The organism is Rhizobium tropici CIAT 899, assembly GCF_000330885.1.
Lineage (GTDB): Bacteria > Pseudomonadota > Alphaproteobacteria > Rhizobiales > Rhizobiaceae > Rhizobium > Rhizobium tropici.
The window spans coordinates 3,051,357-3,067,261 of sequence record NC_020059.1; the positions used below are offsets into that span (position 1 = coordinate 3,051,357).

At 59.2% G+C, this 15,905-nt stretch carries 17 protein-coding genes and 1 tRNA gene; 11 read left to right on the top strand and 7 right to left on the bottom strand.

Annotated features, from left to right (window positions below; genetic code table 11):
- The first annotated feature begins 158 nt into the window (after positions 1 to 158).
- The gene (locus RTCIAT899_RS15020) at positions 159 to 1,205 is read left to right on the top strand and encodes a threonine aldolase family protein (protein WP_015341093.1); all 1,047 of its coding nucleotides are present in this window, start codon (positions 159 to 161) and stop codon (positions 1,203 to 1,205) included.
- A 367-nt stretch (positions 1,206 to 1,572) separates the two neighbouring features.
- Here the strand turns inward: RTCIAT899_RS15020 and RTCIAT899_RS15025 are convergent, their stop codons facing one another.
- Entirely contained in the window at positions 1,573 to 2,430 is an 858-nt protein-coding gene (locus RTCIAT899_RS15025) for a LysR substrate-binding domain-containing protein (protein ID WP_015341095.1), read from the bottom strand.
- 107 nt (positions 2,431 to 2,537) lie between these two features.
- Here RTCIAT899_RS15025 and RTCIAT899_RS15030 point away from each other — a divergent pair, with 107 nt between their 5' ends.
- The gene (locus RTCIAT899_RS15030; protein ID WP_015341096.1) at positions 2,538 to 3,563 is read left to right on the top strand and encodes a bile acid:sodium symporter family protein; all 1,026 of its coding nucleotides are present in this window, start codon (positions 2,538 to 2,540) and stop codon (positions 3,561 to 3,563) included.
- Positions 3,564 to 3,667: 104 nt separating this feature from the next.
- Here RTCIAT899_RS15030 and RTCIAT899_RS15035 read toward each other — a convergent pair whose 3' ends face one another.
- Positions 3,668 to 4,132, bottom strand: a complete 465-nt coding sequence (locus tag RTCIAT899_RS15035; protein ID WP_015341097.1) for an Hsp20 family protein — start codon at positions 4,130 to 4,132, stop codon at positions 3,668 to 3,670.
- Positions 4,133 to 4,487: 355 nt separating this feature from the next.
- Positions 4,488 to 4,904 carry a DUF2000 domain-containing protein gene (locus RTCIAT899_RS15040; protein ID WP_015341098.1) on the bottom strand — a complete coding sequence of 139 codons (417 nt, stop codon included), beginning with the start codon at positions 4,902 to 4,904 and terminating at the stop codon, positions 4,488 to 4,490.
- Between the two features lie 130 nt (positions 4,905 to 5,034).
- Between RTCIAT899_RS15040 and RTCIAT899_RS15045 the strand changes: the two genes are divergently transcribed.
- From RTCIAT899_RS15045 to RTCIAT899_RS15055, 3 genes are all read left to right on the top strand, one after another.
- The gene (locus RTCIAT899_RS15045) at positions 5,035 to 5,514 is read left to right on the top strand and encodes an Lrp/AsnC family transcriptional regulator (RefSeq protein WP_041677662.1); all 480 of its coding nucleotides are present in this window, start codon (positions 5,035 to 5,037) and stop codon (positions 5,512 to 5,514) included.
- Positions 5,515 to 5,646: 132 nt separating this feature from the next.
- Positions 5,647 to 6,714, top strand: coding sequence for a cyclic nucleotide-gated ion channel (locus RTCIAT899_RS15050; RefSeq protein WP_015341100.1), 1,068 nt, complete (start codon positions 5,647 to 5,649; stop codon positions 6,712 to 6,714).
- Positions 6,715 to 6,843: 129 nt separating this feature from the next.
- Complete coding sequence (locus RTCIAT899_RS15055) at positions 6,844 to 7,818, top strand: alpha/beta fold hydrolase (protein WP_015341101.1); 975 nt, start codon at positions 6,844 to 6,846, stop codon at positions 7,816 to 7,818.
- A 5-nt stretch (positions 7,819 to 7,823) separates the two neighbouring features.
- On the opposite strand, the gene hisN is transcribed toward RTCIAT899_RS15055, so the two are convergent.
- Together hisN and RTCIAT899_RS15065 are read right to left on the bottom strand one after the other, a co-directional pair.
- A complete protein-coding gene (gene hisN / locus RTCIAT899_RS15060) occupies positions 7,824 to 8,597 on the bottom strand; it encodes a histidinol-phosphatase (RefSeq protein WP_015341102.1) in 774 nt (257 codons plus the stop codon).
- Positions 8,598 to 9,092: 495 nt separating this feature from the next.
- Positions 9,093 to 9,977 carry an N-formylglutamate amidohydrolase gene (locus RTCIAT899_RS15065; RefSeq protein WP_041677663.1) on the bottom strand — a complete coding sequence of 295 codons (885 nt, stop codon included), beginning with the start codon at positions 9,975 to 9,977 and terminating at the stop codon, positions 9,093 to 9,095.
- 287 nt (positions 9,978 to 10,264) lie between these two features.
- On the opposite strand from RTCIAT899_RS15065, the gene cpdR1 reads away from it, so the two are divergent.
- Positions 10,265 to 10,627, top strand: a complete 363-nt coding sequence (gene cpdR1, locus RTCIAT899_RS15070) for a response regulator CpdR1 (RefSeq protein ID WP_004117561.1) — start codon at positions 10,265 to 10,267, stop codon at positions 10,625 to 10,627.
- A gap of 83 nt (positions 10,628 to 10,710) precedes the next feature.
- Positions 10,711 to 10,785, top strand: a tRNA-Val gene (locus RTCIAT899_RS15075).
- Positions 10,786 to 10,923: 138 nt separating this feature from the next.
- On the opposite strand, the gene RTCIAT899_RS15080 is transcribed toward RTCIAT899_RS15075, so the two are convergent.
- Entirely contained in the window at positions 10,924 to 11,235 is a 312-nt protein-coding gene (locus tag RTCIAT899_RS15080) for a hypothetical protein (protein WP_041677664.1), read from the bottom strand.
- Between the two features lie 214 nt (positions 11,236 to 11,449).
- Between RTCIAT899_RS15080 and RTCIAT899_RS15085 the strand changes: the two genes are divergently transcribed.
- Both RTCIAT899_RS15085 and RTCIAT899_RS15090 read left to right on the top strand, forming a co-directional pair.
- Positions 11,450 to 11,695 (top strand): hypothetical protein, encoded by a 246-nt coding sequence (locus RTCIAT899_RS15085; RefSeq protein WP_041677665.1) that lies wholly within the window; start codon positions 11,450 to 11,452, stop codon positions 11,693 to 11,695.
- A gap of 170 nt (positions 11,696 to 11,865) precedes the next feature.
- The gene (locus RTCIAT899_RS15090) at positions 11,866 to 12,342 is read left to right on the top strand and encodes a hypothetical protein (protein ID WP_015341107.1); all 477 of its coding nucleotides are present in this window, start codon (positions 11,866 to 11,868) and stop codon (positions 12,340 to 12,342) included.
- A 30-nt stretch (positions 12,343 to 12,372) separates the two neighbouring features.
- Here the strand turns inward: RTCIAT899_RS15090 and RTCIAT899_RS15095 are convergent, their stop codons facing one another.
- Positions 12,373 to 12,624, bottom strand: coding sequence for a hypothetical protein (locus tag RTCIAT899_RS15095; protein WP_015341108.1), 252 nt, complete (start codon positions 12,622 to 12,624; stop codon positions 12,373 to 12,375).
- A gap of 415 nt (positions 12,625 to 13,039) precedes the next feature.
- Here RTCIAT899_RS15095 and RTCIAT899_RS15100 point away from each other — a divergent pair, with 415 nt between their 5' ends.
- Positions 13,040 to 14,140: a DUF475 domain-containing protein gene (locus tag RTCIAT899_RS15100; protein ID WP_015341109.1), complete on the top strand. Its 1,101-nt coding sequence runs from the start codon at positions 13,040 to 13,042 to the stop codon at positions 14,138 to 14,140.
- A 288-nt stretch (positions 14,141 to 14,428) separates the two neighbouring features.
- Positions 14,429 to 15,856 (top strand): mannose-1-phosphate guanylyltransferase/mannose-6-phosphate isomerase, encoded by a 1,428-nt coding sequence (locus RTCIAT899_RS15105; protein WP_015341110.1) that lies wholly within the window; start codon positions 14,429 to 14,431, stop codon positions 15,854 to 15,856.
- Positions 15,857 to 15,905: the final 49 nt, after the last annotated feature.

The following is a 15,905-nucleotide window of genomic DNA, read 5'->3' on the forward strand; positions in this document are numbered from 1 at the left end:
TTTCGCTGCAGCGCATCATTTTATTTGTTGATTGCGTAGATCAATTTCTGTGATGCATTCTTCAAACTCATGCTCTTGATAGGTTTTTGCATTGGCGTAATGTCCGCCCGACCCTATCTCATCTAGCCGCAATTCAATCCTCCATCTGGTGCATTTCCATGTTCTTTGCTTCCGATAACTGGGCCGGCGCCCATTCCAAAGTCGCCGAACGTCTGCTCGCCGCATCGAGTGGGTTTGCTTCCGCCTACGGTACAAGCGAGCTCGACCAGCGCGTCGAAGCCAAATTCTCCGAGATCTTTGAGCGCGAGGTCGCGGTCTTCTTCGTAGCAACCGGCACGGCCGCCAATTCGCTGTCGCTTGCCAGCGTTCAGAAACCGGGCGGCATCAGCTTCTGCCACACCGAGGCGCATGTCGCCGAAGACGAATGCGGCGCTCCTGACTTCTTCAGCGGCGCGCGTCTTGCGACCATTGAGGGCGCCCTCGGCAAGATCGACCCCAAGGCGCTTGCCACCAAGATCGCCCGCTTCCCGCAGGATGCCGTCCATCACGGCCGCGCGGCTGCCGTAACGATCACTCAAGCGACGGAAATCGGCACAGTCTATTCGCTTGCCGAGATCGACGCCATCGCGGCCATCGCCAAGGCGAACAGTCTGCCCCTGCATATGGATGGCGCGCGTTTCGCCAACGCCCTCGTCGCGCTCGGCACGACGCCGGCCGAGATGACTTGGAAGCGCGGCGTCGATATCCTCTCCTTCGGCGGCACCAAAAACGGCTGCTGGTGCGCCGAGGCGATCGTCATCTTCGATCCTGAGAAGGCGAAGGAGATGCATTTCATCCGCAAGCGCGCCGCCCAGCTTTTCTCCAAGTCGCGCTTCATCGCCGCCCAGTTCGACGGCTATTTCCAGGACGGCCTCTGGCTTGATCTCGCCCGCCATTCCAACGGAATGGCCGATCGCCTGCGCGCTGGGCTGGAAAAGACCCCTGGCGCTCGCCCGGCGTGGCCGACCACCTCGAATGAGGTTTTCGCGATCATACCGAAGTCTGCCGCCAAGGCGGCCGAAGACAAGGGAGCGAAGTTCTACGAATGGCCGATCCCGGAATCGCAGCCGGATCTCGTCGGCGGCGATGAAACGCTGATCCGCCTCGTGACCAGCTTCGCCACCACCGAGGCTGATGTGGGGAATTTCCTCGCTTGCCTGGGTTGACCACATGAAAAGAGCGCCGGAGCCGACTTTACGGCCGGACGGCGCTCACAATGCCAGAAGGGGTCAGTTTTGATTCCGATGGGCGATCATTGCGAAGTTCGATAGATCGTCGCGATCGGATGCCGGTGCGTTGTGTATAATCATCGTCATTGCCACGACGCAGGCAACAAGCCCGGAAATGAAGATGGCACCATATATCATCGGGCGACTATTCCTCCGCAATTCCCCCACCGCCACCTGAGATAGCAGAAGAAGCTGACTTCCGCCTGAAAACGGGTACGGCAATCAATCAGCCGGCGAAATAAATCCGGATCTCATCCGCATGATTGGAAAGGCTTTTAACGATAGCTCGCAGACAATTTCGTCGTCAGCTTGATCGCGGCCCCCGGACCTTGGAGAGGATATCGTCAGAGAGTGCGTTAACCAGAAGTTGGTCGGCGCCCTTGCGCGGCACAAGGACGAATTCGACATCTTCGAGGACGGGCAGCCAGCCCGGTGCGATCTCCAGCAATCCGGCGGGGGCCATGCTTTTCGGCTGGACGAGAACGCCCATGCCTGCGCGCGCCGCCGCGGTCAGGCCGCTTAGGCTGCCGCAGGTGCAGACGATGCGCCAGGGCATCTGCTGCCGGCGCAACGCCTCGAGCGCCACCGCTCGCGTGACGCTTGGAGTTGGAAAGGCGATCAGTGGCAATGGTCCCGCAAGTTTGCGGATGCGATCCGGGTCGCGCGCCAGCCAGACCAGCGGCTCGCGGTAGACGAGCTTGCCTCTCGCATCGCCGAGCCGCCGCTTGGCAAGCACCAGATCGAGATCTCCATTATCCTGCATTTCATAAAGCACGCCACTGAGCGCGACCGTCAGCTCGAGATCGACGGAAGGATGCGAACGCACGAACTCCTCCAATACGTCCGGGAGCTGGCTGGTGACGAAATCCTCGGAAACCCCGAGCCGGAGGTTGCCGCGCAGGCTGTTGCCGGCAAAAAGCTGACGCACCTCCCCTTCGATCGACAGTATCTGGCGCGCATGGCCGAGCAGCGCCTCGCCATCACCGGTCAGAACGACACGATGCGTATCGCGCGCCAAGAGCTTTCGCCCGAGTTCGGCTTCCAGCCGCTGTATATGCTGGCTGACGGTCGATTGCCCGAGCCCCAGCCGCTCCGCAGCAAGCGTGAAACTACCCATCTGCTCCACGGCGACGAAGCTGCGCAACTGTATGAGATCAAGCATGTCTTATCCTGTATCACGATAACTGTTATTCCTTGCATCGTGGATCACAATAGGTCTATCTGCAAGGAGTATCATCAAGACTTGCAAATGCGATTGGGGTAGGCACGATGCGCCGCTTTCTTCCAGACACCTTCACCATGCTGCTGGTGCTCACCGTCCTGACGGCATCCTTCTTTCCGGTGCAGGGGGCTAGCGCTCACTATTTCAGCATTGCCACCAACGTCGCCATCGGCCTCTTGTTCTTCCTGCATGGCGCGCGCCTGTCGCGCGATGTCGTCATCGCCGGCATGCTGCACTGGCGGCTGCATCTCGTCATCCTGCTGACGACTTTCGGCATCTTTCCGCTGCTGGTGCTGGCCATGGGTCAAATCGTTCCGAACAGCATCCTGCCCGTCTCGCTTTATACCGGCATGCTGTTTTTGAGCGTTCTGCCGTCGACCGTGCAGTCCTCGATCGCCTTCACCTCCATCGCCGGCGGCAATGTGCCGGCCGCGATCTGCTCGGCGTCGGCCTCCAACATCTTCGGCATGTTCCTGACGCCGCTGCTTGTCGGCATCCTATTTTCGGTCGGCGGCCAGGGCGGCGGCTTTTCCTGGGATGTTTTGTGGCAGATCATGCTGCAGCTGCTCGCCCCCTTCATCGCCGGCCAGCTGCTGCAGCCATGGATCGGCGACTGGATCCGTTCGAAGAAGAAGATCCTGATGCCGGTCGATCGCGGCTCGATCCTCATGGTGGTTTATTCAGCTTTCAGCGAGGCCGTGGTGGAAGGATTGTGGCATACCTTCTCCGTCCTCGATATCGTCACGGTCGTCATCGCGAATATGGTGCTTCTGGCGATGGTAATCTGCATCACCATGTTCGGCAGCCGCGCCCTCGGTTTTGAAAAGGCCGACGAGATCACCATCACCTTCTGCGGCTCGAAGAAGTCGCTGGCAAGCGGCGTGCCGATGGCCAACGTCATCTTCGCCGGCCAGAGTATCGGCGCCATCGTGCTGCCGCTCATGCTGTTCCATCAGATCCAGTTGATGACCTGCGCAGTGCTCGCCCAGAAATATGCCGATGCCGCCAAGCGGCGCGAGGCTGCGAAGGCTCAGGCGGGGATGAAAACGGGCGAAGCAACAAACGCAGCCTGAGTTTTCCGATAACACACAAAATGAAAGCGGCGCCCCGATGGAGCGCCGCTTCTTTTGATCTTGGGAGGATCAGGAGCATGACGGTCCAAGACCGTCAGCCATACTTAGTTGATGTGAGCCTCAATGGCCTTCGGGGTTTCCACGGGCTCGGCCGCAATGGAGATACGGCGGGGCTTCATGGCTTCGGGAATGTTGCGCAGCAAATCGATGTGCAGCAAACCGTTCTTCAGTGAAGCAGCCTGAACCTCGACATGGTCGGCAAGCTGGAAACGACGCTCGAAGGCGCGCTTGGCGATACCGCGATAGAGATATTCGCTGGTTTCAGCCGGCTCTTCGCTCTTTTCGCCCTTGACCTGAAGGACATGGGCGTGGGCCTCGATGCTCAGTTCCTTTTCATCGAAACCGGCAACGGCCATGGTGATGCGATAGGTGTTTTCACCCGTGCGCTCGATATTGTAGGGCGGATAGGTCTGGGCCTGATCCGGCTGGCCAAGGCTGTCGAGCATGGTGAACAGACGGTCGAAACCGACGGTGGAACGGTAAAGGGGAGAGAAGTCTACGTGACGCATGGAAGTCCTCCTGTGAGCGACAATTGCGATTTCAATTCTTGTCCCATGACCCCACTCGGGGCGGCCTCGGGACGGTTCTGCGAGCCCGTTTGGCACCCGCGAAAAAGAGATGGGGATCACTTTTCCGGAGTTCAAGCCCCCAGTGCCGCAACCCTCTTTTTGCAGAAAATCACCGCGTGAACCGCAGATGAACGGATAGTTCGGAACCCGTTCAGGCTGGCTGGCCTATCGTTTGACCATCGGAACAACCATCGTCCGATGACTGAAGTGTATCGTCCCTTCTTCTTCAGTCCTTGCTCGGCCGGCGAAGCGGATCTCTCTATCTCCGCAAGCCGGCCTTTTTTCTTTGCGGACACTACCGCAGCAACTTCAGCGACCCAGTAAGCGATTTCACCCATTTCGAAGGCCCCGCCAGCCCGAGGCCATCGATCGCCTCGCCGGCGAGATCGCGATCCGGAAACGTCGCCTCATATTCCCTGTAATCGTGCAGCGAGCGGGCAAAGGCAGGAAACGGAACGATCGCGCGGTCGTTTTCCACCGGCAAGGTCTTCAGCAACAAAGATCGTATGGTTTCCGCATCCGCCTGCAGTATCGGGATGGGCATGTTCGAACTGATGTCGATGGTGCGCTCCTCCCTGTCGGTCAATTGCCTTGCCGCGAGCGAGGGAAACTTTGCGCCCAACCCGATAGAGATGGCGCCGGCGGTGTTGGCGATCAGCCCAAGCGGCAGTGCTGGATTGATGACGATGGCAAGACGGATATCGGGAAGCATGAAGACCTGCTGCTGTTGACATGTGGGATCGCAGGATATCTCTCTCGCAGGGGATAATCCTGCCTTTCATTGCCTCGTATTCAGGGAATGTGGTAGGATCTACCTCATCTTTGCAGATAAAAGGTTGGATATGCCCGACACCCTCGAGCCCATCGATTTGAAGATTCTCGGCGCCCTCCAGAAGAATGGGCGCCTGACGAACCAGGCGCTTTCATCCGAAGTCGGGCTCTCGACATCTCCGTGCTGGCGGCGCGTGCGCCAGCTGGAAGAAACAGGCGTGATCCAGGGTTATACGGCCGCGCTCGACAGGCGCCAGATCGGCCTCGGCGTCCTTACCTTCATCAGGGTCAAGATCGACAGCCATAGCGAGGCGGAAGCCGAGGAATTCTCGCGCGATGTGCTGAAACTCAGCGAGGTCGTGGCCTGCTACAGCATCGCCGGGGACGCGGATTTCCTGCTGCAGGTGGTGGCGGCCGATCTCGACAGCTATGCCGATTTCGCCATGGCGGTCGTGCGCCGCTTGCCGCGCATCAAGGAGATGCAGACCACCTTCGTGCTGAAGGAAATCAAGCCTTTCAAGGGCTTTCCGCTTGGGGTCGGCCAGCGATAGCAGCGCAAGGCACGGATGCAAGGTGCGCTATGGAGAAGATAGCGCACCCATGTGCCTCTTTACGTTTGGATCGAAGCCATCCTATTCTCGGGCAAGTGGCTGCCCACCCTAGGGTATTGCCCGGGGTATAAAATGTCGGCGCTCTCTTTCTCGAAGATTTCCTCATCGCTGAATACGCTTCTGGCAGCAATCGGTCTGCTGACGGTGGCGGCGCTTACGACGCCTGATATCGTCGGACAGACCAGGCTCATCCTGGAACTCCTTCTTGCCGGCGTCTGGGCCATTTATGTCCTGCAATTGATCGAAACGCTGGTCATGCACCGCGCAAGGGACGTTCGCGGCAGGATACCGGAAATCGCAGTCGACATACTGGCCGTTCTGGTCCCCTTGGCCGCTTTCCTTCTCATTCGCGGGCGCGATCAAAGCCTCTATTGCACCATCTGGCTTTTGAAGCCGCTGCGCGGTTCGACCTTCTTCCGGCTGCTGGGCAGGGTCCTGACCAAGGAGGCACGCAACCTGATCGGCGTCACCTCGATTTTCGGCATCGTTCTGTTCGCCGCAGCGCTTGCCGCTTACATCATCGAACGCGACGTCCAGCCTGACAAGTTCGGCAGCATCCCCCTCGCAATGTGGTGGGCCGTGACGACGCTGTCGACCACGGGCTATGGCGACGAGATCCCGCAAAGCCTCGCCGGCCGCACCCTTGCCGGGCTGGTCATGATGTGCGGTATCGGCATCTTTGCCTTATGGGCCGGCATTCTCGCCACCGGCTTCTACGAAGAGGTTCGCCGCCAGGACTTCGTGCGCAACTGGCAGCTGGTTGCGGGAGTGCCGTTGTTCCAGAAGCTCGGTTCAGGCGCCCTCATCGAGATCGTACGGGCGCTGAGACCTCGCGTCGTGCCGGCGGGCGGTATCATCTGCCGCAAGGGCGAGGCCGGCGATCAGATGTACTTCATCGTCGAGGGCCGCGTCAGCGTCGCCACGTCAATTCCGGTAGAACTTGCCTCCGGCAGTTTCTTCGGCGAGATGGCGCTGATCACCGGCGAGCCCCGCTCGGCAACCGTCAGCGCCGCGACCGAAGTCTCACTGCTGTCGCTCTATGCGTCAGATTTCCAGATGCTTTCGAGTAGCAGCCCGGAGATCGCCGAGATCATTCGTCAGACGGCGCTGGAGCGGCGCGGCGCGGTACCGAAGAGCTGATACGGACGATCTTCATGGTGTCGGGCCTTGCGCGCACTGTTCGGAGAAAAGCCATAAACCTGTTGCAATTCCATGAGGCTGCGCTATCCCCTTCAGATAAGCCATTGGTCAGCGAGGCGCGACACCGTCATGGATTCGATCCTCTATTCCACAGCAGATAATCCGGTGCCGGAAAACCGCACCGAAGGCTTCTTCGAAAGTTTCGACGGCCGCAAGCTGCGCTATGCCGTCTTCCGCTGCGAGCAGCCGGTCGCCAAGGGAACCGTTGTGCTGCTGCAGGGCCGTAACGAATTCATCGAGAAATATTCCGAGACGATCCGCGACCTCGCAGCCAAGGGCCTTTGGGTCGCGACCTTCGATCTGCGTGGCCAGGGCGGATCCGAGCGGCTGCTGAAAGACCCGTTGCGCGGCCACATCCGCCATTTTTCCGATTATGAGCGGGATCTGACTGCCTTCCTCGACAAGATCGTCCTGCCGGATACGCGTCTGCCCTTCTTTCTCCTCGCCCATTCGACGGGCGGTCTGATTGCCCTGTCCGCGGCGCCGAGGCTTGCGACACGAATTGAGCGCATGGTGCTGTCTGCTCCGTTCATCGGCCTTACCGGCCATGGCGCCTCTCCTGGCTTTATCCGCTTTCTGTCCGGCGCGGTCAGCGGTATCGGCCTTGGCCGCATGCAGTTCAGCAAGAAGTTCAAGGAAAGGCCATTTGCTGAAAACCCGCTGACGACGGACGAGCAGCGCTACCGCCGCAACATCGGCATCGGCGCCACCTATCCGCAGCTTTGCCTGGGACCGCCGACGGCACGCTGGCTGTCGCAGGCCTTGCGGGCAATCGAACGGGTCAACAGGCCCGAACATCTGTTTTCGATCCAGATTCCGACCGTCCTGATCGCGCCGACGCGCGACGGGGTCGTGCCTTATGCCGATCAGGAGCGGCTGTCGCGCTATTTCCGCGCCGCACAGCTGGTGCCTGTCCACGGCGCCAAGCATGAAATCCTGCAGGAACGGGATGTCTATCGCAATCAGGCACTTGCCGCGATCCACGCCTTCATCCCCGGCAGCGATGCCGAGACCAATGCCTATGAAATTGAGGCAGAAGCCTGAAGGACTTAGCGGGATAGAACTGCCAGGGCCTGCTCGTAAACGGCGCGGCTGCCGGCTGCGATGATCGTCCCGCCCATTTCCGGCCGGCCGCCATCCCAGGTGGTCATGATGCCGCCAGCTTGCTCGACAACCGGAATGATGCCGCCGACATCATAGGGTTTCAGCGAATTCTCGATGACGAGATCGATATGACCGGCAGCCAGCAGCGCATAGGCGTAGCAATCGCAGCCGTAGCGGAAGAGGCGTACCCCACTTTCGATCTCGCGATATTTTGCAAGCTCATCGCCGACGAAGAGATGCGGTGAGGTAGTGAAGAGGATGGCATTGGAGAGGCTACCGCAATCGCGGACCTGCAGCCGCCTCTCGCCGTCAGGACCGGAATAGGTGGCGCCATTGCCATCGGCAAAATAGCGCTCGCCGGTAAAGGGCTGGTCGATCATCCCCATGACGGCGCGGCCGTTCTTCTGCAGGCCGATCAGCGTTCCCCACACCGGGACGCCCGAGATGAAGGCGCGCGTGCCGTCGATCGGATCGATGACCCAGACATGCTCGCGGTCGAGTCCGACATTGCCATGCTCCTCACCCAGAATGCCATGTTCGGGGAACTCGGCTTCGATCAGCGCGCGAATCGCCTCTTCAGCGGCACGGTCGCCTTCCGTCACGGGATCAAAGCCCGTGGCTTCCTTGTTGACCACATCGATGCCGGCGCGAAAACGCGGCAGGGTTTCGGCCTTGGCCGCTTCGGCCAGACGATAGAAGAACGAGCGATCGGGAAGCATGGTGAATCCGGATAGGTGACGGGATGGCGATGTCATAACGCATCTAGACGGGGAAGCAAACCGCCTGATGACGCGCCGGGCGCAATGCCTGCGGATCAGGCAGGATTTTTGAATTTGCCCAAATATTTTGCACCGCAATAAAGTGCTTGACATTTGTGCAATGCAGCAGCAATATCCTCATGCAGTCTTTCGACTGTAAATACCCTCCTTGGGTGTTTCCTCCCTAGACTTAGCCGCGCCACGAGCGCGGTTCTTTTTTGTGGCGGAGTGATCCCCTCGCCCCGCTAGCGGGGAGAGGGCCAGGGTGAGGAGCCAGGCACTAGGTGTGCGCTGCAACGACAAGCACGCCCGACCATCACCATAGCCAAACGCTTGGCAGATTCTGTTCGCTCTGAAAATTCCGAGACAGCCCCTCATCCGAGGCGTCGCCATTTCGCCCGCTCAATGTCTCCGCCCCACGTTCTCCCCGCCTTCGCGGGGCGAAGGGGCCTTGCCTTATTCCGCCGCCAGCGCCGGATCGCCCGTATAGGATTCCACATGCTCGGCCATGCGCTTCATGAAAAGTGTGATGGCAGCGGCGACCTTGTCGAAATCCGGGCGCTTCTCGAGCGTCGTCTCGTCGACATAGAGCGAACGGTTGACCTCGATCTGCAGGGCATGCAGCCCGCGGGACGGACGGCCGTAATGCTCGGTGATGAAACCGCCGGCATAGGGCTTGTTGCGCACGGCGTTGAAGCCCATCTCCTCGAGAATCTGCATCGCCGCACGTGACAGCTCGGCCGAGGCGCTGGTGCCGTAGCGATCGCCGAGGATGAAATCGGGCCGCGCATTGCTGCCGGCGATGCGGATATTGCCCGGCATGGAATGGCAATCGACCAGCACACCGAAGCCGAACTTGACATGAGTGCGCGCGATCAGCCGGCGTAGCGTGGCATGATAGGGCTTGTAGATGGTGTCGATGCGCTTCAGCGCATCCTCCACCGGCACACGGCGCGCATAGATCTCCATGTTTTCGGCGACGATTCGCGGAATCGTGCCAAGGCCGCCGGCGACCCGCAGCGAATTGATGTTGGCATAGGAGGGTAACGCACCGTCGAACATGCGCGGATCGAGCTCATAAGGCTCGCGATTCACGTCGATATAGGCGCGCGGGAAATTGGCGAACAGCAGCGGCGCACCGAGCGAGCTCGCCGCCGAAAAAAGCTCGTCGACATAATGATCCTCGGAGCGGCGGATAGCGATACCCTGCAGGCGGGATTGAGCGATGAAATCGGGAGGATAGATGCGGCCGCTGTGAGGTGAACTGTAGACAAACGGTATCGTCTGGGAAGCGGGTTCCAATACCTCGAAAATCTCGAAACTACGCATTTCCGCGGACATCAACGTCTTTACCATGTCAACAACTTGTCGCAGTCATCATGTTGCCAGTTGCATGACCGCAAGTCCATAGTAACTTGAGCGAAATGGCCTTAATCCAAAACACCGTGCTCGGAATCTCGGATGCCTGGTCAGCGAAAACGCAGGACGTTTTCGTGGAATGGACGTATGCTTCGAACAAATGCTGGAACGGCGCGTTTTGGCTGACTATTCACGGCTTGTTTACGGCGCCGCGGTACCCTAAACGCTGGACGAGTCCAACCAGACAAAGTTGATTAGCGATAGAGATGATGACCCAGAAGATACTTCTTGCCGAAGACGACAACGACATGCGTCGCTTTCTCGTGAAGGCACTCGAAAAAGCCGGCTACAAGGTCTTGTCCTTTGACAATGGAGCCAGCGCTTACGACCGGCTGCGCGAAGAGCCGTTCTCGCTGCTTTTGACTGACATCGTCATGCCTGAGATGGACGGTATCGAGCTGGCGCGGCGCGCCACCGAACTCGATCCGGACCTGAAGGTGATGTTCATCACCGGCTTTGCCGCCGTCGCACTGAACCCCGATTCGAAGGCGCCGAAGGATGCCAAGGTCCTTTCCAAGCCTTTCCACCTCCGCGAACTCGTCGATGAAGTCAACAAACTCCTTGCCGCGTAAGGCTTTCGGCGGCAACGTCACAAAACCGAAAAAAGCCTATTGACGGCCACCAAGGTTTTGTGATCTATGCGCCGCCATCGGATGGGCGTGTAGCTCAGCGGGAGAGCACTACGTTGACATCGTAGGGGTCACAGGTTCAATCCCTGTCACGCCCACCATCCTAATTCGCTGAAAAGCAAGGCCTTTCGAGAAATCGAAAGGCCTTTTTCATTTCTTATCCGTTGACAGAGTCCGGTTATCCCCAAAGCGGATCGGGCCGAAGAATACCCCTCGACCTGAAGCGAATTGCAGTCCGGTCAGCGATCCAGGAAATGCCGCAAAACCGCGGTCGTCGGATAGGCGTAGACGCCACGATCGACAAAGCCGTGACGATAGAGACAATTTCGCAGAGCCAGCCAGTATGGGGTACTGTTGGGATCCGGAGAGCCGCGGCGCCAGGAATAAGCCTCAGGCTCGCAGCGATCGAGAACCCTCTCATATGTCGCCAGCACCACCGGATCACTATCGGCACGAATGCCGCCATGGTAGGTCTGGTAATTCGAAGGCGCCTCGCCGGCAGAGACGCATGCCAGGCTCAAAATCGCTCCCAACGCTAACATCATTCTCATGTGCTTCGATCTCCAACTAGCCGCGTCCCGAAAAATTCGAGCGCAGGTCGAGAATAGTAGTCTTTTGGAAGATAGCCAATCACATGCTGATGTTCGCGGCGATTGCGGGGGCGAACGGAGCTTGCGACACAAGTTCCCGCTACAAGCCGCTTGACTTCCGGCCGCGCCGTCATCCTACTGTCATATCAGCGCATCGATCATACGGGAGGATGAGATGACGGTGATGAAGCGGCAGTTCTACAAGAACCACAAGCCCAATGGCGATGAGTACATGTTCCATCTCGCCCGCGACACCGAGAGCGGTGAGGTCTACGTCATCCGCCAGGCGGATTATGTCGTCGATGGCGGCAGCGAGAAAACCATGACCCTCTATGAATTCCTGGCCGGGGGCGGCAATCGGCAGAATGCCCTGCTGCAGTTGATCGGCGAGCTTGTTCCGGAATCCGCACAACAACATTGAAACGTCGCCTCACGGCCGCGGTGACTTTGCGACAGAGGCATTCCTGCCACCGGACTCTGACGTGCCCGGCCTGGATCCGGGCGTCTGTTGGCTTTGGACTTGTGCACGCTTCGGGTTGACTGCCACATTTTGATCGGCGAATCTGCATGGGCTTGAAAGGAGCCTCTCTTATGCGATTCGCAGGCATTGCTTTTGGATTGACGGCGCTGGTCGCCACACAGGCCGCAGCTGCTACCGTCGAGAATTTTCCGGCACAGGGCGCCACCGTGGTCAGCGGAAAATGTTCCAAGCTCGTGGTCGGCAAACTCGATGCCTCCAAGGGATGCAAGGCAGAACTCGCCAGCGTCACCGCACCTGACGGCTCCGTGACTTTCATTTTCACATCCGGCGGCAAAATGCTCGGTTTCCGTGGCAACGGGAAGGGCATCAAGCCCGGCAGCCAGAAAGGCACCGCGCAATTGCCGATCGACGTTGTCGCGACGGGTGCCGGCAACGATATGTCGAATCAAGTCCCCGCGAAGGGCGCCTGCACCTTCGCAAATCCTTACGCTGGCAAGCCGGTCGCCATCGAGTGCTCCGCCAAATCGCCGGAAATGAGCTTCAACGGCAGTTTCACATCCGACGGCAAGGCGCCTCGCCACAAGTAGCCGTCACCAGCGCGCCGCCGTCATCTTTTGTTAGTGCGGCAGCGCATTCTTCTGTTTTCTGCCATGATTTGCATCGGCCGGCGCTTCCCGGGACAGGTCCGAACCGTTGACGTGGGCGGGAACGTGTACGTCCTCATGGGTTACAGGATGCAGCGTCAGATCCACCTGATGCGGCGGCAGAACCTGGGCTTGGCGAAGCGTATTCGGCCTTGCCTTTTTCTGCCGTTCCGTCAGCTCCGGTTTTGGCGCCTCCGGTGTGCGGTGAATGGGTGCTGGACTCATCGGAATTCCTCCTGTTGAACGCTGTTATTAAGGGTAAGGAGCCCGCCGCAGCGGCGGATGGTCACAAAGACATCCCAAAGGCCAAACGCAGCCTTTTCCGTTTGGTTCCCCGAATTTCTCAATTATCGAGGGCAAGGCCCCCCATCATCATTTCAACTCTTGACCTGCATCCCAACTTCACTAACTATGGAGCATCTCCGCGCCTTCCTGACATCGGCAGCGGATTGAACTTTGGTGCCGGGCCCCTCTGGCGAGAGTTTTCACGGCGCTCTCGCGATGTCGGTACCGCCTGCAGATGAGCCGGCGGATTTCTTTCCATGATGAGCTTGACCATGCCTGACCCGCATGCCGTCTTCGGTATGCGGCTATGCGCGCAATCCGGGTATATCCACTCCATTTCCAGCGAGGCGCATCCATGAAATCGCCCGCCGCCTCAAAATCCGTGCTCGGCTATTTCAGCTGGGCCTTTGCCGTAACCGTCGGCGGCCTTGCGCTCGGTGCGCTGTTAGGTTGGAACACCACCGGCACCTTCAGCGGCCTTGCCACAGCCTTCTTTATCTGTGCCGTCCTGGCTGTGCTGGAAATCTCGCTTTCCTTCGACAATGCCATCGTCAACGCCAACAAGCTGAAGGAGATGACGCCGGTCTGGCAGCATCGCTTTCTGACCTGGGGCATCATCATCGCCGTCTTCGGCATGCGGATCGTCTTTCCGCTGGTGATCGTCGCCATCGCCGCCTGGATTAACCCATGGGAAGCGCTGAAACTCGCCGCCGCGAAGCCCGAGCAATATGCCGAGATCATGCAGGCAGCGCATCTGCCGATCGCCGCCTTCGGCGGCACCTTCCTGATGATGGTAGGCCTGACCTATTTCTTCAACCATGAAAAGGACGTGCACTGGATAGGCTTCATCGAGAAGCGGATGGCGCATTTTGCGACCGTCAAGGGCGTCGAAATCGCCTTCGTGCTGGTCCTGGTCCTCATCTTCACCTCGGTACTCGACGGTGATGACGCGACGACCTTCCTGCACGCCGCGATCTATGGCCTCCTGACCTTCCTGCTCGTCGAGGTTCTGGCCGGCTTTCTGGACGCCTCGCAGCGAACGATGAGCGCTGCGGCGAAGGGCGGGTTCGGCGCTTTCCTCTATCTGGAAATCCTCGATGCCAGCTTCTCCTTCGACGGCGTCATCGGCGCCTTCGCCCTCACGCAAAACCTCTTCATCATCGCCATTGGCCTCGGCATCGGCGCCATGTATGTCCGCTCCATGACGATCATGCTGGTGGAAAAGGGCACGCTCGCCCACTACCGCTACCTCGAACACGGTGCTTTCTACGCCATATTGATCCTCTCGGTGATCATGTACGTGCAGACGCTGACGCATATCCCCGAAGTCATCACCGGCCTTGGCGGCGCGGCCCTGATCGGCATCTCGCTTTGGTCTTCGATCCGGTACAACAGGCGCAACGGCCCCGATCACGTGCCGTCGCAGGATGAGCGGCAAGACCGGGCGGAAGCTTGATCCATGCAGCATTGAGATTATTACTCGCAAGCAATGCTATTTTAATCTGCAGGGAAAGCAGTCTTTGCATGACCTATGCTTTTTTAAAGCAGAGTGATGCCTCCGACACACTTTCAGTGGATCTTGTGGACTAAAGTCGTCGAATGTTTAGGATCTCGACGTATTAGAGCTGGCGCTTTAAGAAAAAACATCGCAATGGCGATGGAAATTGTCGAAGGAGCATGGTCGGCGCACAATGGTTGTGCGTCGTCAGACGGCTTCAATTGAGATGGCCAGGAGAGGCAGAGCATGGCGGCAAAAATCGTCCCGGTGATCATGGCAGGCGGCAAGGGTACACGGCTGTGGCCGCTATCGCGCGCTTCCGCCCCGAAACAATTCATCCAGTTCATCGGCGACAGGACGCTGTTTCAGAACACTTTGGAGCGGGTGGCCGACCCCGAACTCTATGAAGCGCCGATCGTTCTCACCAATGAGGAATTCCGCTTCCTTGTCGCAGAGCAGGCCCGCGAACTCGACCTGAAACTGGCAGCGGTGCTGCTGGAGCCGGTGGCCCGCAACACGGCCGCCGCGGTTGCCGCCGCCGCCGCGCTCGTCACCGAGCTCTTTGGCAAGGACGCGCTCATGCATGTCCTCGGCTCCGACTACGAGATCGACGCCAACACGACCTACTACGACTGCGTGCGGCTGGCGCGTGACACCGCGCTTCAGGGCAAGCTCGTAACCTTCGGCATCAAGCCGACGGAGCCTGCCACCGGCTACGGCTATATCGAAACCGGCAAGGCGCTCGCGACCGGCGCCCATGCCGTCAAGCGTTTCGTTGAGAAGCCCGTCCTGGAAAAGGCAAAGGAGATGGTGGCAAGCGGCAGCTTCTACTGGAACTCCGGTATGTTCATGTTCTCGGCCGCCCAGCTTCTCGCCGAAATGAAGGAATTTGCACCCGACGTCGAAAAGGCTGCCAGCAAGGCCGTCTCGAAATCGACGCGCGACCTCGATTTTACCCGCCTCGACGCCGACAATTTCTCCAAGAGCCCGGATATTTCCATCGACTATGCGCTGATGGAAAAGACGGCCAATGCCGCCGTCGTCCCCTCGCCTTTCACCTGGTCCGATCTCGGCAGCTGGGATGCGGTCTGGAAAGTCGGCAGCCGTGACGAAAGCGGCAACGTGTCGGCCGGTGCCACGACGCTGGTCAACACGAAGAATTCGCTCGTTATGTCGCACAGCCTGCACGTCGCCGTGCAGGGCCTTGAGGACGTCGCCGTCATCGCCAGCGAAGACGCCGTCTATGTCGGCCATCTCAAGGACAGCCAGGAAGTCGGCAAGCTCGTCAAGCTGCTCGCAAGCGAAAAGAAGACGGCCAAACTCACCGAAACGCATCCGACCTCCTACCGCCCCTGGGGCGGCTATACCTCGGTGCTGAATGGCGAGCGCTTCCAGGTGAAGCGCATCTTCGTGCTGCCGGGCAAGAAGCTCTCGCTACAGAAGCATCACCATCGCTCCGAGCATTGGATCGTCGTCAAGGGTACGGCCGAAGTAACGGTCGGCGAAAACGTACAGATGCTGCGCGAAAACGAATCGATCTATATCCCGCTCGGCGAAGTGCATCGCCTTGCCAACCCGGGCAAGATCCTGCTGGAGCTCATCGAAGTACAAACCGGCTCCTATCTCGGCGAAGACGACATCATCCGCCTCGTCGACGAGTTCGGCAGAAGCTGATTGCAAGCAGCCGGGTCGAGATTTCAAAGCGGCGGGCGAAAGCTCGCCG